The following is a 22,889-nucleotide window of genomic DNA, read 5'->3' as shown; positions in this document are numbered from 1 at the left end:
ATGGTTAAATTAGATAGAACAGAACACCTGATGCTGGCGCGCCAGCTCCCTACACAAACGGTTGCTCTGATCCTCGCCGGTGGACGCGGTACACGCCTGGTCGACCTGACGGCAAAACGCGCCAAACCGGCGGTGCACTTCGGCGGCAAGTTCCGCATTATCGACTTTGCCTTATCCAACTGCGTTAACTCCGGTATCCGCCGCATTGGCGTGATTACCCAGTATCAGTCTCATACCCTGACCCAGCACATTCAGCGTGGCTGGTCGATCTTCAATGAAGAGATGAATGAGTTTGTGGATTTGCTGCCAGCGCAGCAGCGCTTTTCCACCGAACAGTGGTATCGCGGCACCGCCGATGCGGTGACGCAGAACCTTGATGTGATTCGCCGTTATCAGGCGCAGTACATCGTGATCCTTGCCGGGGACCACATTTATAAGATGGATTATTCGCGCATGCTACTGGACCACGTGGTCAACGAGGCGAAATGTACCATCGCCTGTTTGCCGGTGCCGGTGCATGAAGCCACCGCGTTCGGCGTGATGGCGGTGAACGAAGAGAACATGGTGATCGACTTCGTCGAAAAGCCGCCAAAACCGCCGACCATGCCGGGCGATGACACCAAAGCGCTGGCCAGCATGGGGATCTACGTTTTCAACGCCGATTATCTCTATGCGTTGCTGGAAGAGGATCTGCAGACGCCAGGCTCTAATCACGACTTCGGCAAAGATATCCTGCCGAAAATCGTGGCGAGCGGTGAGGGCTATGCGCACTCTTTTGCGCTCTCCTGCGTACAGAACGACGACAACGCGCCGCCGTACTGGCGCGATGTCGGCACGCTGGAAGCCTACTGGCGCGCCAACCTTGATCTGGCTTCGGTGATGCCTGAACTGGATATGTATGACGTCACCTGGCCGATCCGCACCCATATGGAGCCGCTGCCGCCCGCCAAGTTTGTTCAGGATCGTTCCGGCAGTCACGGCATGACCATGAACTCGCTGGTATCGGGCGGTTGCATCATCTCCGGCTCAGTGGTGGTGAACTCGGTGCTGTTTCCCCGGGTGCGCGTTAACTCGTTTTGTAACATTGATTCAACCGTGCTGCTGCCCGATGTGGTGGTTGGCCGATCCTGCCGTCTGCGCCGCTGTGTGATTGATCGCGCCTGCGAGCTGCCAGAAGGAATGGTTATCGGCGAAAACCCTGATGAAGACAGTCGCCGGTTTCACCGTTCGGATGAAGGCATCGTACTGGTTACCCGCGCCATGCTGGCTAAACTGGCCAGGGCCGGGCAGTAAGCGATAGCGGAACACACGCAATCGGCACGCGGATCGTGCCTGATAACTTAATGAGGTCGAGGATGCAGGTTTTACATGTCTGTTCAGAACTTTTCCCGCTGCTTAAAACGGGCGGACTGGCTGATGTAGTCGGGGCATTACCTCAAGCACAAATTGCGGGTGGCACGGATACGCGGGTGTTATTGCCCGCTTTTCCAGCATTGCGCAAGGGCATACCTGATCTTCAGGTGGTTACAGAACTGGATACCTTTGCCGGACATGTGCGATTACTGTTTGGTGAGTTTAACGGGGTAGGCATCTACCTGATTGACGCGCCGGGGCTCTATGACCGTCCGGGCAGTCCGTATCATGATGAGTCGCAGTTTGCCTACGTCGATAACTATCTGCGCTTCGCGCTGCTCGGCTGGATGGGCTGTGAGCTGGCGTGCGGGCTGGATGCGATGTGGCGACCGGATATTGTTCATGCCCATGACTGGCATGCTGGCCTGACCTGCGCCTATCTGGAGGCGCGCGGTCGCCCGGCGAAATCGGTGTTCACCGTGCATAACCTGGCCTATCAGGGGCTATTCGCGGCGCATCACATGGAAGAGATTGGTCTGCCGTGGTCGTTTTTCAGCATGTATGGCCTGGAGTTTTTCGGCCAGATCTCGTTCCTCAAAGCGGGCCTCTACTACGCCGATCACGTCACGGCGGTCAGCCCGACCTATGCGCATGAAATCACCTCGGCCGAGTTTGGTTATGGTATGGAAACCTTACTGGCACAGCGGATGCTCGAAGGCCGCCTGAGCGGCATTCTCAACGGCGTGGACCCGTCAATCTGGGACCCGGCGCATGACCTGCTGCTCAGCGCGCGCTATAACCGCGACACGCTGGAAGCCAAGGCGGAAAACAAACGTCAGCTGCAGGTGGCGATGGGGCTGAAGGTGGATGATAAGGCGCCGGTGTTCTGCGTCATCAGCCGTCTCACCAAACAGAAAGGGCTGGATCTGGTGCTGGAAGCGCTGCCGGGCCTGCTGGCGCAGGGCGGACAGCTGGTGCTGCTGGGGCAGGGCGACGCCGAGCTGCAACAGGGCTTCCTCGCCGCGGCGGCCGAGCATCCGGGCAGCGTCGGCGTTCAGATTGGCTATCACGAGGCGTTTTCGCACCGCATTGTCGGCGGCGCGGACGTGATTGTGGTGCCGAGCCGATTCGAGCCGTGCGGTCTGACCCAACTCTATGGCCTGAAGTATGGTACGTTGCCATTGGTGCGTCGCACCGGCGGCCTGGCCGATACGGTCAATGACAGTTCATTAGAGAACCTGGCGGACGGTATCGCCAGCGGTTTCAGTTTTGAAGATGCTAACGCCTGGTCGCTATTGCGGGCTATCCGGCGTGCCTTTGTGTTGTGGTCTCGTCCTTCGCTGTGGCGTTACGTTCAGCGCCAGGCTATGGGGATGGATTTTAGCTGGCAGGTGGCGGCACAAGCCTACCGTGATCTCTACCAACGTTTGATGTAACGGATTGGGAAAACTGGATATGAATGCACCTTTCACTTACGCCTCACCAACGTTGACGGTTGATGCCTTAAAGCATTCGATTGCCTACAAGCTGATGTTTACCATCGGTAAAGATCCTTCTATCGCCAATAAGCATGAGTGGCTTAACGCCTCGCTGCTGGCGGTGCGCGACCGGATGGTTGAGCGCTGGCTGCGTTCCAGCCGTGCTCAGCTGTCGCAGGATGTGCGGCAGGTCTATTACCTGTCGATGGAGTTCCTGATGGGCCGCACGCTGGGCAATGCGCTGCTGGCGATGGGGATTTATGACGATCTGAACCAGGCGCTGGATGAGATGGGGCTGGATCTGGCCGAGCTGATGGAAGAGGAGAACGATCCTGGCCTCGGCAATGGCGGTCTGGGTCGCCTGGCGGCCTGCTTCCTCGACTCGCTGGCGACGCTGGGGATGCCCGGTCGCGGCTACGGCATTCGTTATGATTACGGCATGTTCAAACAGAACATTGTGGAAGGTGAGCAGAAAGAGTCACCGGATTACTGGCTTGAATATGGTAATCCGTGGGAATTTCAGCGCTTCAATACCCGTTACAAAGTGCGGTTCGGTGGCCGGGTGCAGCATGAAGGCGCGAAGGTGCGCTGGCTGGAGACAGAAGAAATTCTGGCAATGGCCTATGACCAGATCATTCCTGGCTTTGACACCGATGCTACCAATACGCTGCGGTTATGGGGCGCGCAGGCGAGTAACGAAATCAACCTCGGTAAATTCAACCAGGGCGACTATTTCGCGGCGGTTGAAGATAAAAACCACTCCGAGAACGTGTCCCGCGTGCTCTATCCCGATGACTCAACCTATTCTGGTCGTGAACTGCGTCTGCGTCAGGAGTATTTCCTGGTCTCGGCCACCGTACAGGACATTCTCAATCGTCACTGGCGGATGCACCAGACCTGGGATAACCTGGCCGATAAAATCGCCATCCACCTGAATGACACGCACCCGGTGCTGGCGATCCCTGAACTGATGCGCCTGCTGATCGACGAACATAAGTTCAGCTGGGACAACGCGTTTGACGTCTGCTGTCAGGTCTTCTCTTACACCAACCACACGCTGATGACTGAAGCGCTGGAGACCTGGCCGGTCGATATGATTGGCAAAATTCTGCCGCGCCATCTCAGCATCATTTTCGAGATTAACGACTTCTTCCTGAAAACCATTCAGGACTACTACCCGGATGACTGGGATCTGCTGTCGCGCATTTCGATTATCGACGAGAACGACGGACGCCGGATTCGCATGGCGTGGCTGGCGGTGGTGGTCAGCCACAAGGTTAATGGCGTCTCTGAATTGCACTCCAACCTGATGGTGCAGTCGCTGTTTGCCGATTTCTCGCGTCTGTTCCCGGGCCGTTTCTGCAACAAGACCAACGGCGTTACACCGCGTCGCTGGCTGGCGCTGGCCAATCCGGCACTCTCTGAGGTGCTGGATGAGGAGATCGGCCGCAACTGGCGTACCGATCTCAGCCAGCTCGGTGAGCTCAAGGCGCAGATCGATTATCCGGCCTTTATTGAAAAAGTGGCGGTCGCCAAGCACCAGAACAAGCGGCGTCTGGCTGACTGGGTGGCGAAAAACCTCGATGTGGTGCTGGACCCGAACGCGCTGTTCGATGTGCAGATCAAGCGTATCCATGAGTACAAGCGGCAGCTGCTCAACGTGCTGCATGTGATCACCCGCTATAACCGCATTAAAGCCGATCCCGATGCAGAGTGGGTACCGCGCGTCAATATCTTCGCCGGTAAAGCCGCCTCGGCCTACTACGTTGCCAAACACATCATTCATCTGATCAATGATGTCGCTAAAGTGATCAACAACGATCCGCAGGTGAAGAACAAGCTGAAGGTGGTTTTCATCCCGAACTACAGCGTCAGTCTGGCGCAGATCATCATCCCGGCCGCCGATCTCTCCGAGCAGATCTCCACTGCCGGTACCGAAGCCTCCGGTACCAGTAATATGAAGTTTGCTCTGAACGGCGCACTGACCATCGGCACGCTGGATGGGGCCAACGTCGAGATGCTGGATCACGTCGGTAAAGAGAATATCTTCATTTTCGGTAATACCACGCCGCAGGTGGAAGCGCTGCGCAAAGGGGGATATAACCCGCGCCAGTATTACGAAGAGGATCAGGAACTGCATCAGGTGCTGACGCAGCTTGCCTCCGGCGTCTTTAGTCCGCAGGAGCCAGGCCGTTACCGTAACCTGTTCGATTCACTGGTCAACTTCGGCGACCACTACCAGCTGCTGGCGGATTACCGCAGCTATGTCGATACCCAGGATAAGGTGGATGCGCTTTATCGTCAGCCGGAAGAATGGCAGCGGCGTGCCGCGATGAATATTGCCGGCATGGGCTACTTCTCCTCGGACCGTACCATTCAGGAGTACGCCGATGAGATCTGGAATATCTCCCCGATAAGGTTGTAACGCGATTTCACTCTGCGGCTGAAGCCCTGGCCGCAGAGTGAGCGCCGGTCATCTCCGCCACCGCATTCGCTGTGACCTTCCGCTCTCCCGCCTGACCGCGGCGCCTCGCGCACTCTCCTTCCCGGACTGCCCTGATGGCGCAGGATCGCCGGGATCTTTTCGATCGACTCCCCGGCTGCCTTGCCAGATCATATCGGCCTGGCTGACGCATACGTTATTATGCAGCCCGGTTTTTTATGCGTTTCACCTTTTGACCAGACAGGCAGAGCAGACAATGAGTGACAATATTAATCACGAGATTACTTTCCGTAAGCTCAGTGTCTTCATGATGTTTATGAACAAAGGCAATATTGCCCGCACCGCAGAAGCGCTGGAGCTGAGCAGCGTCAGCGTTCACCGCGCCCTGCATACGCTGGAAGAAGGCATCGATTGCCCGCTGTTTATTCACAAGGGACGCAACCTGGTGCCGCTACCCGCCGCCTGGACGCTGCTGGAATATTGCCGCGATGTGACGGCGCTGATGGGTAAAGGCATTGAGGAGGCGCGGCTGGTGGCGGGTGTCGGCTGTGGCCGTCTGCGCATCGGCACGCTTTACTCGCTGACGCTGGAGACCATTCCGCGGCTGATTATGGGAATGAAGCTGCGTCGGCCGACGCTGGAGCTTGATCTCACTATGGGCTCCACTCAGATGCTGCTTAACATGCTTGAGGATGAGGCTCTTGACGCGGTACTGATCGCCACCCACAACGGCGAGTTCAGCGACTCGAACTTCGATGTGGTCCCGCTGTTTTATGATGACATTTTCCTGGCCGCACCAGCCGGTGAGCCGCTGGATATGACGCGCCAGGCGGATCTGCGTGACTATGCCGATCGCGATTTTGTTTCGCTGGCCGAAGGCTTTGCCACCTATGCCGGTTTTCAGGAGGCGTTTCAGGTAGCGGGTTTTGAACCGAGAGTGGTCACCAGGGTCAATGACATCTTTTCGATGGTCAGCCTGGTGCAGGCCGGTGTCGGGCTGGCGCTGATTCCGGGCCGGATGAAAAAAGTCTACGAAAACAATATCCAGCTGCTCAGCCTGGCCGAGCCTTATCAGATGCGCCAGCAGATTTCGATCGTCTATTCACATCGCCGTGAACGCGATCATGACCTGCTGGCACTGGCGGCAGAAGGGCGGATGTATGCCCGTAGCCTTACTGACTCAGCCGTTTAGCCAGATGCCGCGCCACCTCAACGCTGTTGCGCTCCATGCAGATGGCTTCGCCCTGCCAGCCCGCCTGCAGCGTCAGGCCAGTCAGCACATTGCCTGGCGGCATTTCTATCGCCAGCCGGGCATCGCGCTGGTTGGCTGAAATCACCGCATCATTCCACCGCACCGTCCGCGCCATATTAAAGGCGAGATCGTCGGCAATCTTCTCTGGCTCCCAGATAACCCGTCCCGTCGAACCGCTCAGGTAAGCACAGGTGGGACGCGAAAGTTGGACAGACTCAAACGCGGTAGCCAGTTCAGCGGCAGGTTTATCCAGCAGCGCGCAGTGGGAAGGCACACTCACCGCCAGCCTGACGGCTTTACTCGCCCCGGCGTCCAGCGCGGCTTGCGTCACCTGCGCCATATCCTCATCCCGTCCGGCAATCACTATCTGCGTTTCCGCATTAAGGTTGGCGATATAGGTATTGCTGTCGACCAGCAGCTTCTCCAGCCGGCTGAGCGTCAGCCCGGTGATGGCGGTCAGGCCATAACCCTGCGGATAGGCCTGCTCCATCAGATCGCCGCGCAGCGCCACCAGCCGCAGCGCATCGCTGAAATCGAGCGCGCCTGAGATGACCGCGGCGGGATAGGCACCAATCGACAGGCCGCTGACGATATCGGGTTTTAGTCCATGTCTGATCAGCTCGCGCGCCCAGCCAACACCGGCAATCAGCAGGCTGAGCTGGACCGCACGGGTATGGCGCAGCGCATCAGCACTGTCCAGCCGATCGGTCTCATCACCCAGTACGGCGCGTACGCTGTTTAACAGCGCCTCGCCGTCAGGAAGATGCTGCAACATGCCGACCCGCTGCGTGCCCTGGCCGGGAAAAGTAAAAAGAATTTTCATGCGGAATCTCTGCTCCAGGGAGAGGGGGTCAGAACCGGTCCGGTGGCGGTTTTCAACAGCACGCGGCCTTCACGCAGCCACTCGTTAAGGGCAAACGCGCCGAGCGGCGTTTCCACCTGGGTATCCACACGGCACGGCAGCGTTTCGGTTTGGGCCTGCCACTGCTGCAGGTCGTCGCGTGCCAGCGGCTGCGGCGCGCGAATCAGTAAGTCGAGATCGCTGGCAGCGTGCAGCGTCGGTATCCGGGTGGCCAGCGCGTAACCGGTACTGCCGGTGACGCCCCAGCTCCAGGGCCAGACGCTGTCGCTGAGCGCCATCGCCGCCTTTACCGGTGGGTAATCCGCAAACGGCGAACCGAACAGATGTTGCCGTTCGGCCAGCATCTCCGGCGTGACGATGCGCGTAATCCCGGCCGGGTCTGCCCAGCCGGCAGCGCGCTGTTCGCGTGTTACACCGCGCACACCCACCGGAATCAGCCCGGAACGATTCACATCGCGCCTGACCACCACCGGCAGCGCGTGATGCCAGTGCTGACTGACCCACGCTTCGCTGATGGCTGACAGGGCGCGATCTGAACTGAGCCAGAGCAGATCGTGGGGACGCGGTGAACAGCTCATATTACATTCCGGATGTGAGGGTAATGAACAGCGGTAACGATAAAATACACAGAATCGAACTTAATAGCAGCACGGCTTCGGCATCGGGCGACTGCACACCAAAACGGTTGCCGAATACCACGCCAAAGAAGCCCGCTGACAGGGCAATCATCAGAATCGCAGTAATCGCCACCGGACCACTCAGACCCAGTGCCAGTACCAGACCCCAGGCGATAAACGGTTGAATTAACAGTTTAGTTATCGTACCGAAGCCAACTACCGCATTCAGTTTCAGTTTACGTGCCGAGAGGATCACACCGGTCAGGAACAGGGCGGCGGCGGTTGCTGCCAGGCCGAGCGGTTTAATCGCCGCCAGCACCAGATCCGGCATTTTAATACCCAGCGCCGACAATACCACGCCGATCAACGGACCCATCACGATCGGTTTTTTCAGCGAGCGCCACATTAACACCGGCAACATCGTCATGGTTGAACCGTGCGCGGTACCGGCAGCAAACGCCTTTTCACGTTCCAGAATCAGCAGGCACAGCGGTGTCAGCAGCACTGAACCACAGGCGATCGATACCGCAACAGAGAGTGAGGTCGCACCATTTTCACCCAGCACGCTGGAAAGAATCGGCAGGCCCAGCGCGGCGTAGTTCGGCAGCGCAACGGTCAGCGTCAGGACAGCAGCATCCTGAGGCGATTTTTTGAAAACTTTGGTCGCGGTAAAATAGACCGCCGCATAGGTGATCCACATAGCACCGGTAATCACCACGATTAATGGCCATTGCGCCACGATGCCCGGCCAGGGCGTCTGAACCGTCGCACTGAACAGGGCGGCGGGCAGCGCAAAATCCATCACAAAAATATTGAGCAGTGAAACGTCTTTATTATTAACCATTCCAGCCTTACCGGCCCAGAAACCCAGCAGCATGATCACAAAGATTGGAGCAAGAGCATGAACAATTGTATAGATCATAAATCACCTGTATTTAAGAAGAATTCTTGACTAACACGATGTTTATAATTCTAAAAAGCGGCCCTGATTGCGGGGCGGTCATCCGCCCCGTCCAGGCCGTTTCCGGCAGGCTTATTTTTTGTTTTGTAGTCGGTTTACCAGCTGGCGCGCATACGTTCGCGGACCAGAGAGGAGCTGTGGCGATTTTCAGCGCCCAGCCGGTTTTTCAGGCTTGGGTCCTGACGTGCATCAGCGATAGCTTTCTGCAGAGAGATCTCAACCATCGCCAGATCGGCATCTGACGGCGCATCAGGATCGGTCACGGTCAGCATGTCAGAGAGCAGGCCCAGCGTGGCGAAGTTGCTGACGTCATACGCCATCGGTGGAATGGTCGCCGCCAGTTTCTCCAGCGCGTCGACGGTACGCAGCGTGATACGCGCAGCGGACTCTTTACCCATCGCATGGACCAGCACGCCCTGATCGTTGAGCGCGATCAGACGGTTCGCCTGGTAGCCGTGCGCCAGGAATGCGCCGGACATCGCCTTACCGACGATCAGACCAATCACCGGGTGACCGGCCAGACGCGCTTTAGCATAGGCTCCGGCGGCACCGGCCAGCGCCTGATGAATGCCAAACGCCTCTTCACGACGACCATATGCCTGACTTGGCACATCGATGACTGCCACAATCGGCCGTTTCACCGCGCTGTTGCTATCGGCTTCCAGGGTTTCGTTCACCACTTTCGCCAGCGTCCAGCCTTCCAGCAGACCGACTTCGCCTCTGGCGGCACGCGGATAGTGGTTTTCAGCATCCGGGACCACGGCGATAAAACGTACGCTTTCGCCATTGAGTTCGCCGTCAGCCACCTGAACAGAAGGGCACAGCCCGCTCAGGCGCTGCGCATTGGGTGCGAGTTTTTCCAGCCATGTTGCACCGCGGCTGCTTGTCTGGCTCATTATTTTTCCTCCCGGGCGAAAAGCTGTTTGATGATGGCGGTATCAGCCTGCTGACGCGTATCAAAGTTGCTCAGACGCGGCAGGAAATCCGCATACTTATCACTGCGGTGCTGCGCCGGTACGCCTTTGGCAATAAAGTCGTTCATCGCGGTTTTCACCGCATTGACGCCATCGCTGACCAGCGCGTCCACCAGGCCACTGGCATAGCGGATTTCGCCGCCGGTCATGCTCCAGATAAACGGGCGATCGCGGGAGTCATACTCTTCAATACCCGCTTCCTGCTCAATAACCTGCGGGCCGTTAAGGCCGAGGCGTGCTTCGCGAGTGACGATCAGGTAGCTGCAGAGCGCAGCCGCGATAGACATCCCGCCGAAGCAGCCGACGGTACCGGCAATGATGCCGATCACCGGGGTGTAGCGACGCAGGTCAACAATTGCGGCATGGATATCGGCAATCGCCGCCAGCCCCAGATTCGCCTCCTGCAAGCGGACGCCACCGGTTTCGAGGCACAGCACCGCCTGAGTCGGGATGCCGTTGCGGTTATCTTCGGCGGCCAGCTCCAGCGCTGCGGCCATTTTCGCGCCGGAAACTTCGCCCATGCTGCCGCCCTGGAAGGTCCCTTCGATGGCAATCACCACCGCAGGCTGACCGTTCAGCGTACCGCGTGCCACCACCATGCCGTCATCTGACTGCGGAATCACACCCTGCGGTGCCAGCCACGGTGACATGATGCCTTCAAAAGGGTCGAGCAGTTCGCGGTAGCTGCCGTCGTCCAGCAGCGCACGCGCGCGTTCGCGGGCACGTAATTCAATAAAACTGGCATCGTTACGCATGACTCACCTCCTCAAATACCTGTTCAATACGGATGCGCGCGACGCCAGGCGTGGCGCCAAAGTCGTGAATAACCAGCTGTCCGGCAGGCAGGCCGTTGATCAGATTCAGGCGGTCAAACAGCGCCTTCCAGCGGGCGTCGCTGTTATCCAGTGAGGTGGTGATATCAATATTCAGCGTTTGCCCTTCGGTTGCGGTGTACAGCACTTCCATATCACCGGAACCAACGACCCCTGCCAGGGCTTTACCGCTGAGTGCGCGGTTAGCAGGGAAAGATAATGTGATGTGTTCCATAACGACCTCTAATTAAAAGAGTGGTGGGCGGCCGGAGAGATCCGGTCGACAAACAGCGTCGCGGCCAGCAAATCGGCGGCACCGCCTGGCGAGGCGTTCAGCGCCAGCATGCGGTGATCCAGACGGGCGAGGGCGGCCTGACCTTCAGCGGTGCGGCAACCACCGGCCAGCAGCACCGCGCGGGCGCCGCGCTGCATGGTTTCCAGTCCGGTCATGCCGGCGCGTGACAGCACGCAGGTATCGCTGAGCGAGGTCATAATCGCCATCAGTGCGTCCAGGCGGGCTTCGCTTTCGCGGGCACCGGCGGCCCGGCTGCGCAACAGCTGCGGCAACGCCCGTTTCATCACGTGTGGAAACGCCTGTTGTGCCTCCTCACGCGCGCCGGGCACCTGATAGCGGTGGCTCGCTTTCAGCCCCTTACTGAACAGTTTCGGTGCCGCCCGGTCGGGCAGACTCGCCAGCGTCGCTGCGGTACGGGTCAGCTGATCGGCACTGGCTTCACCGCCGTGCATCGCCGCCGCGCTGACCAGCAGGCCCAGCGCCCAGATCGCGCCACGGTGAGTATTCACGCCGCCGGTGGCCGCCATCATCTGCTGCTCGCCTTCCCGTCCCAGACGTCCCACCGTTTCGCGCAGGGCGATATCGGCCGGGCGCATCCAGCTCTGCCGGGCCAGCGCCAGGAAGGTCGGTACCAGGCTCTCGGCGGAACGCTCCATCAGGGCAAGCGTTAAATCGAGATGCGCGCCGTTTCCCCGGCTGTCGACCAGCCCCGGCTTTGGACTCAGCCGCGCTTCGTCGGTCAGACAATCGCGCGCTGTCATCGCCAGCCGGCTGGCCTGCGCCTCAGGTTGAGTCTGCGACAGGAGTTTCATTACCAGCTCCGGAATTTAGCGGGTGGGTTATAAAGACCGCCCGACCATTCCACCAGGTCAGAGACGCTGCTGGCGGCCAGCAGTGAGCGCGTCGCATCGGAGCGACGGATGCCCATATCTTCCGGATAGACCACTTTGCCGCTTTTACGCAGCGCAGCGACACGCGCCGCATCGACGCCAAGACCGATATCGGTGATGCCGGCTACCGCAGCGACCATCGCGCGGCGCTCTTCAAGGCTTTCAGCACGATAGAGATAGGCAATCCCCTCTTCAGTCAGCACATGGGTAACGTCATCGCCATAAATCATCACCGGGGCCAGCGGCATACCGGTCGATTTCGCCACTTCAACGGCATCCAGGGTTTCAACGAAGGTTGGTTTTGCCCCGGCCTGGAAGGTTTCCACCATCTGCACCACCAGTTTTTTCCCGCGCTGCATTGGGTCAGGCTCGGTGATCATATTGAGCCAGGCAGGCGAGGCATGACGTCGGCCGTGGGGATCGTGTCCCATGTTAGGCGCACCGCCGAAGCCTGACAGGCGACCAAGGGTAACGGTCGAAGAGTTTGCCAGCCCATCAACCTGCAGAGTGGCGCCGATAAACATATCGACCGCGTACTGACCGGCCAGCTGACAGAAGGCGCGGTTAGAACGCATCGAGCCGTCGCTGCCGGTGAAGAAGATGTCGGGACGGGCGCGAATGTACTCTTCCATACCCAGCTCGCCGCCGAAGCAGTGCACGCTCTCCACCCAGCCGCTCTCGATGGCCGGGATCAGCGTTGGATGCGGATTCAGCGTCCAGTGTTTACAGATTTTGCCTTTCAGGCCGAGCTGTTCACCGTAGGTCGGCAGCAGTAGCTCAATCGCGGCGGTATTAAAACCGATGCCGTGGTTAAGCGACTGCACCTGATGCTCGGCGTAGATGCCTTTGATCGCCATCATCGCCATCAGGATATGTTCCTGCTTGATCAGGCGCGGATCGCGGGTAAACAGCGGTTCGATAAAGAACGGTTTGTCTGCCACCACGATGTAGTCGATCCAGGAGCCAGGGATATCGACGCGTGGCAGGTCGGTTTCGTCATCGACCAGTTCATTGACCTGGGCAATCACGATACCGTCACGAAACGCGGCGGCTTCCACCAGCGCAGGGGTATCTTCCGTACTTGGACCGGTATAAAGATTACCTTTGCGGTCCGCTTTATAACCGGCAATCAGCGCGACGTTCGGGCTGAGATCGACGTAGAGACGGGAATAGAGTTCGATATAGGTATGGATGGCGCCGATTTCCAGCTGGCCATCTTCTAACAGCTGAGAAATACGCAGGCTTTGCGGACCGGAAAAAGAGAAGTCGAGTTTACGGGCAATGCCTTTCTCGAAAATATCCAGATGCTCGCTGCGACCGACGCTTGGCATAATCATGTGCAGGTCGTGGATTTTGGCCGGATTCACCTCAGCCAGCGTGCGTGATAAGAAATCAGCCTGTTTCTGGTTGTTCCCTTCCAGCACCACGCGATCACCCGGTGCAATCAGTTTTTCGAATGCTTCAACGGCTCTTTCAGTAGGAATGACTTTGCCATCAACAGGAAAAGAAGCCAGACGCCGCGCTTTTTCACTGCGGCGTGTGTTCCATTCCCGGGCAGGCGTTTGGCCTGTGTTCATTTCAACCTCCTGATTAAAATAACGGATATGTCGTTTTGCTAAGAGAAGTCTCTACTTTCTTGATCGGTGGTTCAATTAAGCAAAAAGCCTGAACGTTAGATTTACAGTAACAATAAGAGATGACCGTTTTGATAAGCGAAACAGAAAGATTTGAGTTTAGGCGCTCAGGAAATATCTGAATGGAGAACGGGTATTCCGTGTAAAGAATGGTGTGGGAGTCGCATAATAAATAAATAAGTGGCGGTAAAAATAAAAAGTCTGCTAGCGAAGCGTGGGGGCGACGCAGACGCAGTAAAACCGTCCTGGCCTGTGCTGCGCGGATAAAAAAAGCAGGCCGGAGCCTGCTTTCTGATGCGGTATCGTCAGATTATGACGCCAGCGACAGGGCGGGTTTCGCTTTCTGCGCCAGCCATTCTGCCACGCGGGCCTGCTGCTCTTTACTCAGCCACATGCCCTGCTTGGTACGACGCCAGATCGCATCCTCTACTTCACGCACCCATTCATGCTGCACCAGGTAACGTAACTCGGCTTCATAAAACTCATGACCGAAGTTCTCGCCCAGATCGTCCAGGCTCTTCGCACCGGCCAGCAGCGTTTCGGTATTGCTGCCGTAAGTGCGGGCAAAGTGGCGCGCCATGTTTTCGCTGATGAACGGATAGCGGCGACGCAGGCTGGCGGCGTAATCTTCGCGGGTGCCGGAAATATTGCCGCCCGGCAGCACGCAGTTCTTCGTCCAGGCCGGACCGGCATTCGGGTAGTACTTCGCCAGCTTCTCCAGCGCATGTTCCGCCAGCTTACGGTAAGTGGTCAGCTTGCCGCCGAACACCGACAGCAGCGGTGCCTGACCGTTATCGTCACGCACATCCAGCGTGTAATCACGGGTAATCGCCTGCGGTGAATCTGATTCATCGTCACACAGCGGACGAACACCGGAATAGGACCAGACAATGTCATCAGCGGTCAGCTGCTTTTTAAAGTGACCGTTGAACACTTTCAGCAGATAGTCGGTCTCGCTGTCGTCGATATGCACGTTTTTCGGATCGCCTTTGTACTCCACGTCGGTGGTACCGATGATAGAAAATTCATCCATCCACGGGATGACAAACACGATACGATTATCTTCGTTCTGCAGAATGTACGCCTGCTTCTCGGTATGCACGCGCGGCACCACGATGTGGCTGCCTTTGATCAGGCGAATACCATACGGCGATTTTAACTTCAGACCGTCGTCAAACAGCTGTTTGACCCACGGACCCGCCGCGTTGACCAGGCCTTTGGCACGCCAGGTATAGGTCTTGCCGCTGTCGACATCTTCCGCTTCAACCATCCACATGCCACCTTCACGCCAGGCGCGGTTAACGCGGGTGCGGGTACGTACTTCACCGCCACGCTTCACCACTTCCTGCGCATTCAGTACCACCATGCGAGCATCGTCGACCCAGCAGTCTGAGTATTCGAATCCGCGCGTGATTTCTGGCTTCAGGGCCGAATCCGCGCCAAAACGCAAACTCTTACTGCCCGGCAGGCTGGTACGCTTACCCAGATGGTCATACATAAACAGGCCGGTGCGGATCATCCACGCCGGACGCAGATGCGGACGATGGGGCAGACGGAAGCGCATCGGGAACGCGATATGCGGTGCCATTCTCAGCAGCACTTCACGTTCGGCCAGCGCTTCGCTCACCAGACGAAATTCGTAATGTTCCAGGTAGCGCAGGCCACCGTGAATCAGTTTTGAACTGGCGGAAGAGGTCGCGCAAGCCAGGTCCCGCGCCTCCAGCATCAGCACCGACAGTCCGCGTCCTGCAGCATCTGCTGCAATGCCGGCACCGTTGATGCCGCCGCCGATCACGATCAGGTCTTTGGTTTCCACGTCATCTCCTCCGATGTTCGGAATAGTTCATTAATGTTCGTTTTCGAGCATAATCATAATCGCAAACCAACATTGATGCCAGCTTTTAACCCGGTAAAAACATTTTTGCGTGATATAGCTAACATTCTGCCCGTGAAAAAAATACAAAGCCGCAATGATTGTCAGGTTATCGGCGCTGATTCTCGGGTTACACTAGGCGCCATTGTGACGATGTATGAGAGAGACCATGGAAACGTTTGAATGTATTAATGTGCAGCAGGCGCAGGACCATCTGACGCAGGGTGCGCTGCTGGTCGATATCCGTGACCCGCAAAGTTATGCCCTTGGTCACGCCACCGGTGCACTGCATCTGACCAACAGCAACCTCAGCGCGGTGGTTGCCGGTGCAGACCACAGCCTGCCGGTGCTGGTAATGTGTTATCACGGCAACAGCAGTAAAGGTGCTGCCCAGTATCTGCTGGAACAGGGTTTCAGCGCGGCGTACAGCATTGATGGCGGCTTCGACGCCTGGCGTGCCGCGTTCCCTCAGCAGGTTGCTCACGGCAGCGAATAAATTGCCGCTCGTCACATGGAGAGTTACTGATGCGCATTACCCAATTTAGCCAGCCGCGAATGGCGCAGGCGTTTGTTGACTACATGGCAACGCGCGGCGTCACGCTGCGTATTGAACGTGAAAACCATTACGTCATCATGCTGGATGATGAAAGCCAGCTTTCGATGGTCGAAAACGAACTTCAGCAGTTCGTCAGCGATCCGAACCATCCGCGCTATCAGGCCGCAAGCTGGCACAGCGGCAAGACCGACAGCGGCTTGCGCTATGAGCGCAGCAACATCTGGGCCAATATCCGCGAGCGCGCCGGCCCGCTGACCATGACGGTGATGCTGCTCTGTATCGCGGTGTTTATTCTGATGCAGATTCTGGGCGATCGTACCGTGATGTACTGGCTGGCGTGGCCGGATGCCGATCAGCATCTTGAGGTATGGCGCTGGTTCAGCCATGCGCTGCTGCACTTTTCACTGCTGCACATCCTGTTCAACCTGATGTGGTGGTGGTATCTGGGCGGGGCGGTAGAGAAGCGGCTCGGCAGCGGAAAACTGTTTGTGATTATGCTGATCTCCGCGCTGCTCAGCGGCTGGATGCAGGCGAAGTTCAGCGGTATCTGGTTTGGCGGTCTGTCGGGCGTGGTCTATGCCCTGATGGGCTATTGCTGGCTGCGCGGCGAACGCGATCCCGACAGCGGCATCTATCTGGAACGCGGCCTGATCGGTTTTGCCCTGGTCTGGCTGGTGATTGGCTGGTTTGGCGTGTTTGGCCTGGCGATCGCCAACGCGGCGCACGTCGCCGGTCTGGTGGTCGGCTTAGCCATGGCGCTGGTCGATACGCGAAAAATCACGCGCCGTTAGTTGTGGCATAACAGGAATAAGCGAGTAAACAGGAGAGGAACGTGAAGCAGACGCAACGTCATGACGCGATTATCGATTTAGTCCGACGTCAGGGATATGTCAGTACTGAGGAGTTGGTGGATCATTTCGAGGTCAGTCCGCAGACCATTCGTCGCGATCTGAACGATCTGGCTGACCAGAATAAAATTCAGCGCCATCACGGCGGCGCGGCGCTTCCCTCCAGTTCTGAAAACACCGCCTGGCACGATCGTAAAATGATGTTGTCAGCGGAAAAGGCGCGCATTGCGCAGCGGGTGGCCAGCCAGATCCCGGATGGCGCCACGCTGTTTATCGATATCGGCACCACGCCGGAAGCAGTGGCCCATGCGCTGCTGAATCATAACGATCTGCGGGTGGTCACCAACAACCTGAACGTGGCGATGCTGCTGATGGGTAAACCCGATTTTCGGGTGATCATTGCCGGTGGCGAAGTGCGGACCCGTGACGGGGCGGTGATGGGCGAAGCCACGCTCGACTTTATCTCTCAGTTCCGCCTGGATTACGGCATTCTCGGCATCAGCGGTATCGATATGGATGGCTCCCTGCTGGAGTTCGACTATCACGAAGTGCGGACCAAGCGCGCCATCATCGAAAACTCACGCTGTGTGATGCTGGTGGCAGACCACTCTAAATTTGGCCGTAACGCGATGGTTAACCTCGGCAATATGAGCCTGCTGGATCATCTCTACACCGATAAAACGCCGCCAGCCAGCGTGATGAAAGTGATTGAGCAGCATGAGGTCCATCTCGAACTCTGCTGATTCTCCCCGCCGCCAGCCATTCCGCTGGCGTTTTTCTTTGATCGCTGTCGCTTTTTTCTTCACTCCCGTCTTTACTTAACACGTCGCTGGCAGCCTGTTGCCAGCCCGTGCGCTTGCTATTTTGTGCTTCACCTCATTGCGTAACAGAAGGGAGTGATATGCCGCAGCAGAAATTCAATAAAGCCCGTTTCAACGCCGCATTAACCCGTCAATGGCAACACTCAGGTCTCACCTCCGCACAACAGATGACAACGCACCAGTGGTGGCAGGCGATTAGCGCAGCGCTGGCAGAATTGCTGGCGGCGCAACCGTCGCCCCGCGTCTCTGAGCGCCAGCGCCACGTCAATTACCTGTCGATGGAGTTTCTGATCGGCCGTCTGACCGGCAACAATCTGATCAATCTGGGCTGGTATGACGAGGTGAAGGCGCTGCTGGCTGAGCAGCAGATCGATTTAACCGAGCTGCTGGAGCAGGAGGTCGATCCGGCGCTTGGCAACGGCGGACTGGGGCGGCTGGCGGCCTGCTACATGGACTCGATGGCAACGGTGGGTCAGTCTGCCACCGGACACGGACTCAACTATCAGTACGGCCTGTTCCGCCAGTCCTTTCATCAGGGACATCAGATTGAAGCGCCCGACGACTGGCAGCGTGACCGCTATCCGTGGTTCCGCCACAATGCGGCACTGGATGTTGAGGTGGCGATGGGCGGCAGCGTGGTGAAGCTGGAGCAGGGCGGCGTCCGCTGGCAACCCGATTTCTTTCTGCGCGGCGAGGCGTGGGATCTGCCGGTGACCGGTTACCGCAATGGCACTACGCTGCCGCTGCGTTTGTGGCAGGCGACCAGTGCTCATCCTTTCGATCTGACCCGCTTTAACAACGGGGAGTTTTTGCAGGCGGAGCAGCCCGGCATTGACGCGGCCAAACTGACTAAGGTGCTCTATCCCAACGATAATCACCTGGCGGGCAAACGGCTGCGGCTGATGCAGCAATATTTCCAGTGCGCCTGTGCGGTCGCTGACATCCTGCGCCGCCATCATCAGGCGGGGCGCAGCATCCACAGCCTGCCCGATTACGAAGTGATTCAGCTCAACGATACCCATCCCACCATCGCCATTCCGGAGATGCTGCGACGGTTGCTGGACGAGCATCAACTGAGCTGGGATGAGGCCTGGCATATCACCAGCCGGTTGTTCGCTTACACCAACCACACGCTGATGCCCGAAGCGCTGGAGCGCTGGGATGAAAAACTGCTGCGCAGCCTGCTGCCGCGTCACATGCTGATTATTAAAGAGATCAATCAGCGGCTGAAGAAGCAGGTGAAGCAGCGCTGGCCGGATGACAAAGCGCTCTGGCACAAGCTGGCGGTGGTGGCTGACGGCGAAGTGCGTATGGCGAATCTCTGCGTGGTCAGCGGTTTCGCGGTTAACGGCGTAGCAGCGCTGCACTCCCGGCTGGTGATTACCGATCTGTTCCCGGAGTATTACCAGCTATGGCCGCATAAATTTCACAACGTCACCAACGGGATTACTCCGCGCCGCTGGCTGAAGCAGTGTAATCCGGCGCTGGCGTCGCTGATTGATGAGACGCTTGAGGGAGAATGGGCCAGCAACCTCGATGCGCTTAAAGGGCTGGAGGCCTATGCCGACGATCCGGCGTTTTGCCAGCGTTATCACAGCATCAAGCAGCAGAACAAAGCGCGGCTGACCGACTACATTGCGCAGCGCACCGGTATTATTGTCAATCCGACGGCGATGTTCGACGTGCAGATCAAGCGTTTACATGAGTACAAACGCCAGCATCTCAGCCTGCTGCATATCCTGCACTGCTATCAGACCCTGCTGAATAACCCGGAAGATGCGCACTTTATTCCGCGGGTCTTTCTGTTTGGTGCCAAAGCGGCGCCGGGCTATTACCTCGCGAAAAATATTATTTACGCTATCAATAAAGTGGCGGAAGTGGTCAACAACGATCCGCGGGTCGGCGACAGACTCAAAGTGGTGTTTATTCCCGATTACCGTATCACCGTGGCGGAGTTGATCATCCCGGCGGCGGACTTGTCTGAGCAGATTTCCACTGCCGGCTATGAAGCCTCCGGCACCGGCAATATGAAGCTGGCGCTGAACGGCGCGCTGACCATCGGCACGCTGGACGGGGCCAATGTCGAAATCGCCGAACAGGTCGGCGAGGAGAATATTTTCATCTTCGGGCATCACGCTGATGAGGTGAAAGCCCTGAAAGCGGCCGGTTATAACCCGAAAAAAGTGCGCAAGCAGAATAAGGCGCTCGACGCGATACTCAAATCGCTGGAGAAGGGCAAGTTCAGCGACGGGGACAAACAGGCGTTTGACCTGATGCTGGCGAGCCTGACCAAAAACGGCGATCCCTGGCTGGTGCTGGCAGATTATCAGGCCTACATCGAGGCGCAACAACGGGTGGAAGCGCTATGGCGCGACCCGCAGCGCTGGACGCGCGCCGCCATCCTTAACACCGCGCGAACCGGCATGTTCAGCTCGGATCGCGCCATTCGTGATTATCAGCAACGTATCTGGCAGGCAGCACGCTAAGGAGCAGCATGAAACAGAACTCACTTGATCAGGCCGCCCGGGCGGCCGGTATTTCGCTGGATTACATCAACGTTAACGGCGAAAAAGAGGCGATCAGCGACGACACCAAACGCGCGTTGCTGGCGGTGATGGGCGATCCGCATGACGCAAAGAAGGCGCCACTGCCGCCGGTCGCGGTGTTCAGCGGCAGCGGTAAACGTCAGCTTACCCCGCAGGGCAGCGGGGTTTATCACTGGCAGTTGCAAACCGAAAACGGCAAACAGCTCAGCGGGGAACTGACCGCTGGCGAACCTTTTACGCTGCCGGGTCCGCTGGCGCAGGGCTATCACCAGCTGACGCTCAGCAAAGGAAAAAAGCAGTGGCAGACCCGCATTATTGTCACTCCGCGCCGCTGCTATCTGCCGCCGGCGCTGGAAGCGGGCGAGAAGCGCTGGGGCGCGCTGGTACAGCTCTACACGGTGCGTTCGGCGCAGAACTGGGGCATCGGTGATTTTGGCGATCTGCAAATCCTGCTGGAGCAGCTGGCGGCGCGCGGCGGCGATTTCGTCGGGCTCAATCCCCTGCATGCGCTCTATCCGGCCAGTGCCGATTTCGCCAGTCCTTACAGTCCGTCATCACGTCGCTGGCTGAACGTTATCTACATCGATGTCGCTCAGGTAGTCGATTTCCAGCAAAGCCCGGCGGCGCAGAAGTGGTGGAAAAGCGCTAAAACGCAGCGGGCGCTGAGTAAAGTGCGTGAGGCGGAGCTGGTTGATTATGAGGCGGTGATGGCGCTCAAACTGGCCGCGTTACGCCTCGCCTGGGAACATTTCCAGGCGCGGGATGCGGAGAGCGACGATAAACAGTCGTGGTCCGCTTTTGTGCGCGAAGGCGGCGACAGCCTGCGTTATCAGGCAGCCTATGACGGCATACAACTTGAGCGGCGAGCAGGCAATGCGCAGCACTGGGGCTGGCCCGCCTGGCCGGAAGGCTGGCGCAACAGCCAGTTGCCGGAGGTGCAGCGCTGGTGTGAGCGGCATGAAGAGGAGATCGCCTTCTGGCAGTGGCTGCAATGGCTGGCGCAGCAGCAGTTTTCTCACTGCTGGGCGCGCAGTCAGGCGCTGGGGATGAGCGTCGGGCTTTACCGCGATCTGGCCGTCGGCGTGGCGGAAGGCAGCGCCGAAACCTGGCACGATCCGGAGCTCTATCGTCTGCAGGCGTCGATTGGCGCACCGCCCGATCGCCTGGGTCCGTTAGGCCAGAACTGGGGCTTACCGCCGATGGACCCGCATGTGATGCAGGCGCGCGGCTATCAGCCATTCATCGACATGCTGCGCGCTAACATGCGTGATTGCGGCGCGTTGCGTATCGACCATGTGATGTCACTGCTGCGTCTGTGGTGGGTGCCCGCCGGTGAAACGGCGGATAAAGGGGCCTACGTGGCTTATCCGGTGGATGATCTGCTCGGCATTCTGGCGCTGGAGAGCCACCGGCTGCGCTGCATGGTGATCGGAGAAGATCTCGGCACCGTACCAAAAGAGATCGTCAGCCTGCTGCGCAAAAGCGGGGTGTTTTCGTGGAAGGTACTGTGGTTCGAGCAGGAAAAAAACGGCAGTTACCGTGCGCCAGCGGACTATCCGCGGCAGTCGATTGCCAGCGCCAGTACCCATGATCTGCCGACGCTGACCGGTTTCTGGCAGCAGGGCGATCTGTCGCTGGGGGAGAAGATTGGCCTCTATCCGGGCGATGCGGTCAACGCGCTGCATCAGCAGCGGGCAGAGCAGAAGCAGGCGCTGCTGGATGCGCTGCATCAGGCAGGCGCGCTACCGGCCCGCAGCCCGAAAAAAGCGGATAAGCTGGCAATGACGCCGACGCTGAATCGGGCGATTCATCGCTTCCTGGCCGATACCGACAGTGCGTTACTCGGCCTGCAGCCAGAGGACTGGCTCGGGATGACCACGCCGGTCAATGTACCGGGCACGGTTGAGCAATACCCCAACTGGCGGCGCAAACTGAGTAAAACGCTGGAAGAGATATTTGCTGACGAGGAAGTGAATAAGCTGCTCAAAGCGGTCAGCCAGCAGCGTAAGCCTGGCTGAGAAGGTCAGCGCGACAGCTGAGCTGTCGCGCTGACGTCATCAGTAGAACGAGTGTTCGCCGCGCTGGTGCTCGGTGATGTCGCGCACGCCTTTCAGTTCCGGGAAGGCGGCCAGCAGCTCTTTCTCGATGCCATCTTTCAGGGTGACGTCAATCATGGAACAGCCGTTACAGCCGCCGCCGAACTGCAGGATGGCGTAACCGTCATCGGTGATCTCCATCAGCGACACGCGGCCACCGTGGCCCGCCAGCTGTGGGTTGATCTGCGCCTGCAGCAGATACTCAACGCGTTCCACCATCGGCGCATCATCAGAGACCTTGCGCATTTTGGCGTTAGGCGCTTTCAGCGTCAGCTGCGAACCGAGGTTATCGGTGACGAAATCGATTTCAGCGTCTTCCAGATAAGGTGCGCTCAGTTCATCCACGTAGGCTGACAGTTTTTCGAACTTCAGCTCGGTATCGGTTGCTTCGACCGCGTCAGGTGGGCAATAAGAGACACCACACTCGGCTGTTGGCGTACCCGGGTTAATCACGAATACGCGAATCTGGGTGCCATCTTCTTGTTTGGATAGCAGTCTGGAAAAATGCTCTTGGGCAGAATCAGTAATTCGGATCATGTCGATTGCTCAATAGTTGACTAATTTAGTTGGTTATAATA

General features: G+C 58.1%; 19 protein-coding genes. 9 read left to right on the top strand and 10 right to left on the bottom strand.

Annotated features, from left to right (window positions below):
- The 4 genes from glgC to ACX3P5_RS17190 all read left to right on the top strand — a co-directional run bounded on the left by glgC (position 1) and on the right by ACX3P5_RS17190 (position 6,466).
- Entirely contained in the window at positions 1-1,293 is a 1,293-nt protein-coding gene (gene glgC / locus ACX3P5_RS17205) for a glucose-1-phosphate adenylyltransferase (RefSeq protein WP_233986887.1), read from the top strand.
- A gap of 62 nt (positions 1,294-1,355) precedes the next feature.
- Positions 1,356-2,789 carry a glycogen synthase GlgA gene (gene glgA / locus ACX3P5_RS17200; protein ID WP_233986888.1) on the top strand — a complete coding sequence of 478 codons (1,434 nt, stop codon included), beginning with the start codon at positions 1,356-1,358 and terminating at the stop codon, positions 2,787-2,789.
- Positions 2,790-2,808: 19 nt separating this feature from the next.
- On the top strand, positions 2,809-5,256 hold the full coding sequence (gene glgP / locus ACX3P5_RS17195) for a glycogen phosphorylase (protein ID WP_336756762.1): 2,448 nt from the start codon (positions 2,809-2,811) through the stop codon (positions 5,254-5,256).
- Between the two features lie 274 nt (positions 5,257-5,530).
- Complete coding sequence (locus ACX3P5_RS17190; RefSeq protein ID WP_336756761.1) at positions 5,531-6,466, top strand: LysR family transcriptional regulator; 936 nt, start codon at positions 5,531-5,533, stop codon at positions 6,464-6,466.
- Here ACX3P5_RS17190 and mdcH read toward each other — a convergent pair.
- The 9 genes from mdcH to glpD all read right to left on the bottom strand — a co-directional run bounded on the left by mdcH (position 6,447) and on the right by glpD (position 15,387).
- Entirely contained in the window at positions 6,447-7,349 is a 903-nt protein-coding gene (gene mdcH / locus ACX3P5_RS17185) for a malonate decarboxylase subunit epsilon (RefSeq protein ID WP_458969032.1), read from the bottom strand. The genes ACX3P5_RS17190 and mdcH overlap by 20 nt on opposite strands.
- On the bottom strand, positions 7,346-7,966 hold the full coding sequence (locus tag ACX3P5_RS17180; protein WP_233986892.1) for a malonate decarboxylase holo-ACP synthase: 621 nt from the start codon (positions 7,964-7,966) through the stop codon (positions 7,346-7,348). The genes mdcH and ACX3P5_RS17180 overlap by 4 nt, the downstream gene beginning before the upstream one ends.
- Position 7,967: 1 nt before the next feature.
- The gene (locus tag ACX3P5_RS17175; protein WP_233986893.1) at positions 7,968-8,927 is read right to left on the bottom strand and encodes an AEC family transporter; all 960 of its coding nucleotides are present in this window, start codon (positions 8,925-8,927) and stop codon (positions 7,968-7,970) included.
- A gap of 134 nt (positions 8,928-9,061) precedes the next feature.
- Positions 9,062-9,862 (bottom strand): biotin-independent malonate decarboxylase subunit gamma, encoded by an 801-nt coding sequence (mdcE, locus tag ACX3P5_RS17170; RefSeq protein ID WP_233986894.1) that lies wholly within the window; start codon positions 9,860-9,862, stop codon positions 9,062-9,064.
- Positions 9,862-10,695, bottom strand: coding sequence for a biotin-independent malonate decarboxylase subunit beta (locus ACX3P5_RS17165; protein WP_336756756.1), 834 nt, complete (start codon positions 10,693-10,695; stop codon positions 9,862-9,864). The genes mdcE and ACX3P5_RS17165 overlap by 1 nt, the downstream gene beginning before the upstream one ends.
- Entirely contained in the window at positions 10,688-10,987 is a 300-nt protein-coding gene (gene mdcC, locus ACX3P5_RS17160) for a malonate decarboxylase acyl carrier protein (RefSeq protein ID WP_233986896.1), read from the bottom strand. Before mdcC ends, ACX3P5_RS17165 begins: the two co-directional genes overlap by 8 nt.
- An 8-nt stretch (positions 10,988-10,995) precedes the next feature.
- Positions 10,996-11,859 (bottom strand): triphosphoribosyl-dephospho-CoA synthase, encoded by an 864-nt coding sequence (locus ACX3P5_RS17155; RefSeq protein ID WP_233986897.1) that lies wholly within the window; start codon positions 11,857-11,859, stop codon positions 10,996-10,998.
- The gene (gene mdcA, locus ACX3P5_RS17150) at positions 11,859-13,514 is read right to left on the bottom strand and encodes a malonate decarboxylase subunit alpha (RefSeq protein ID WP_458969031.1); all 1,656 of its coding nucleotides are present in this window, start codon (positions 13,512-13,514) and stop codon (positions 11,859-11,861) included. The genes ACX3P5_RS17155 and mdcA overlap by 1 nt, the downstream gene beginning before the upstream one ends.
- A gap of 367 nt (positions 13,515-13,881) precedes the next feature.
- On the bottom strand, positions 13,882-15,387 hold the full coding sequence (glpD, locus tag ACX3P5_RS17145) for a glycerol-3-phosphate dehydrogenase (RefSeq protein ID WP_233986898.1): 1,506 nt from the start codon (positions 15,385-15,387) through the stop codon (positions 13,882-13,884).
- A gap of 226 nt (positions 15,388-15,613) precedes the next feature.
- On the opposite strand from glpD, the gene glpE reads away from it, so the two are divergent.
- From glpE to malQ, 5 genes are all read left to right on the top strand, one after another.
- Positions 15,614-15,940: a thiosulfate sulfurtransferase GlpE gene (gene glpE, locus ACX3P5_RS17140; protein WP_336756753.1), complete on the top strand. Its 327-nt coding sequence runs from the start codon at positions 15,614-15,616 to the stop codon at positions 15,938-15,940.
- Positions 15,941-15,969: 29 nt separating this feature from the next.
- Complete coding sequence (glpG, locus tag ACX3P5_RS17135) at positions 15,970-16,791, top strand: rhomboid family intramembrane serine protease GlpG (RefSeq protein WP_336756752.1); 822 nt, start codon at positions 15,970-15,972, stop codon at positions 16,789-16,791.
- A 41-nt stretch (positions 16,792-16,832) separates the two neighbouring features.
- Complete coding sequence (locus ACX3P5_RS17130; protein WP_094120216.1) at positions 16,833-17,591, top strand: DeoR/GlpR family transcriptional regulator; 759 nt, start codon at positions 16,833-16,835, stop codon at positions 17,589-17,591.
- A gap of 158 nt (positions 17,592-17,749) precedes the next feature.
- Complete coding sequence (gene malP / locus ACX3P5_RS17125; protein ID WP_233986901.1) at positions 17,750-20,155, top strand: maltodextrin phosphorylase; 2,406 nt, start codon at positions 17,750-17,752, stop codon at positions 20,153-20,155.
- Between the two features lie 8 nt (positions 20,156-20,163).
- Complete coding sequence (gene malQ / locus ACX3P5_RS17120) at positions 20,164-22,233, top strand: 4-alpha-glucanotransferase (protein WP_458969030.1); 2,070 nt, start codon at positions 20,164-20,166, stop codon at positions 22,231-22,233.
- A gap of 39 nt (positions 22,234-22,272) precedes the next feature.
- On the opposite strand, the gene nfuA is transcribed toward malQ, so the two are convergent.
- Positions 22,273-22,848 carry a Fe-S biogenesis protein NfuA gene (gene nfuA, locus ACX3P5_RS17115; protein WP_094120218.1) on the bottom strand — a complete coding sequence of 192 codons (576 nt, stop codon included), beginning with the start codon at positions 22,846-22,848 and terminating at the stop codon, positions 22,273-22,275.
- Positions 22,849-22,889: the final 41 nt, after the last annotated feature.

The sequence above is a fragment of the Pantoea sp. S-LA4 genome (assembly GCF_054482835.1).
The sequence above is the reverse complement of the archived record's forward strand: the minus strand, read 5'-3'. Positions and strand labels throughout refer to the sequence as shown.

Bases quoted from the DNA above. Each gene is read 5' to 3' on its own strand.
- glgC (WP_233986887.1), top strand. From the start codon at position 1: ATGGTTAAATTAGATAGAACAGAACACCTGATGCTGGCGCGCCAGCTC.
- glgA (WP_233986888.1), top strand. From the start codon at position 1,356: ATGCAGGTTTTACATGTCTGTTCAGAACTTTTCCCGCTGCTTAAAACG.
- glgP (WP_336756762.1), top strand. From the start codon at position 2,809: ATGAATGCACCTTTCACTTACGCCTCACCAACGTTGACGGTTGATGCC.
- ACX3P5_RS17190 (WP_336756761.1), top strand. From the start codon at position 5,531: ATGAGTGACAATATTAATCACGAGATTACTTTCCGTAAGCTCAGTGTC.
- mdcH (WP_458969032.1), bottom strand. From the start codon at position 7,349: ATGAAAATTCTTTTTACTTTTCCCGGCCAGGGCACGCAGCGGGTCGGC.
- ACX3P5_RS17180 (WP_233986892.1), bottom strand. From the start codon at position 7,966: ATGAGCTGTTCACCGCGTCCCCACGATCTGCTCTGGCTCAGTTCAGAT.
- ACX3P5_RS17175 (WP_233986893.1), bottom strand. From the start codon at position 8,927: ATGATCTATACAATTGTTCATGCTCTTGCTCCAATCTTTGTGATCATG.
- mdcE (WP_233986894.1), bottom strand. From the start codon at position 9,862: ATGAGCCAGACAAGCAGCCGCGGTGCAACATGGCTGGAAAAACTCGCA.
- ACX3P5_RS17165 (WP_336756756.1), bottom strand. From the start codon at position 10,695: ATGCGTAACGATGCCAGTTTTATTGAATTACGTGCCCGCGAACGCGCG.
- mdcC (WP_233986896.1), bottom strand. From the start codon at position 10,987: ATGGAACACATCACATTATCTTTCCCTGCTAACCGCGCACTCAGCGGT.
- ACX3P5_RS17155 (WP_233986897.1), bottom strand. From the start codon at position 11,859: ATGAAACTCCTGTCGCAGACTCAACCTGAGGCGCAGGCCAGCCGGCTG.
- mdcA (WP_458969031.1), bottom strand. From the start codon at position 13,514: ATGAACACAGGCCAAACGCCTGCCCGGGAATGGAACACACGCCGCAGT.
- glpE (WP_336756753.1), top strand. From the start codon at position 15,614: ATGGAAACGTTTGAATGTATTAATGTGCAGCAGGCGCAGGACCATCTG.
- glpG (WP_336756752.1), top strand. From the start codon at position 15,970: ATGCGCATTACCCAATTTAGCCAGCCGCGAATGGCGCAGGCGTTTGTT.
- malP (WP_233986901.1), top strand. From the start codon at position 17,750: ATGCCGCAGCAGAAATTCAATAAAGCCCGTTTCAACGCCGCATTAACC.
- malQ (WP_458969030.1), top strand. From the start codon at position 20,164: ATGAAACAGAACTCACTTGATCAGGCCGCCCGGGCGGCCGGTATTTCG.
- nfuA (WP_094120218.1), bottom strand. From the start codon at position 22,848: ATGATCCGAATTACTGATTCTGCCCAAGAGCATTTTTCCAGACTGCTA.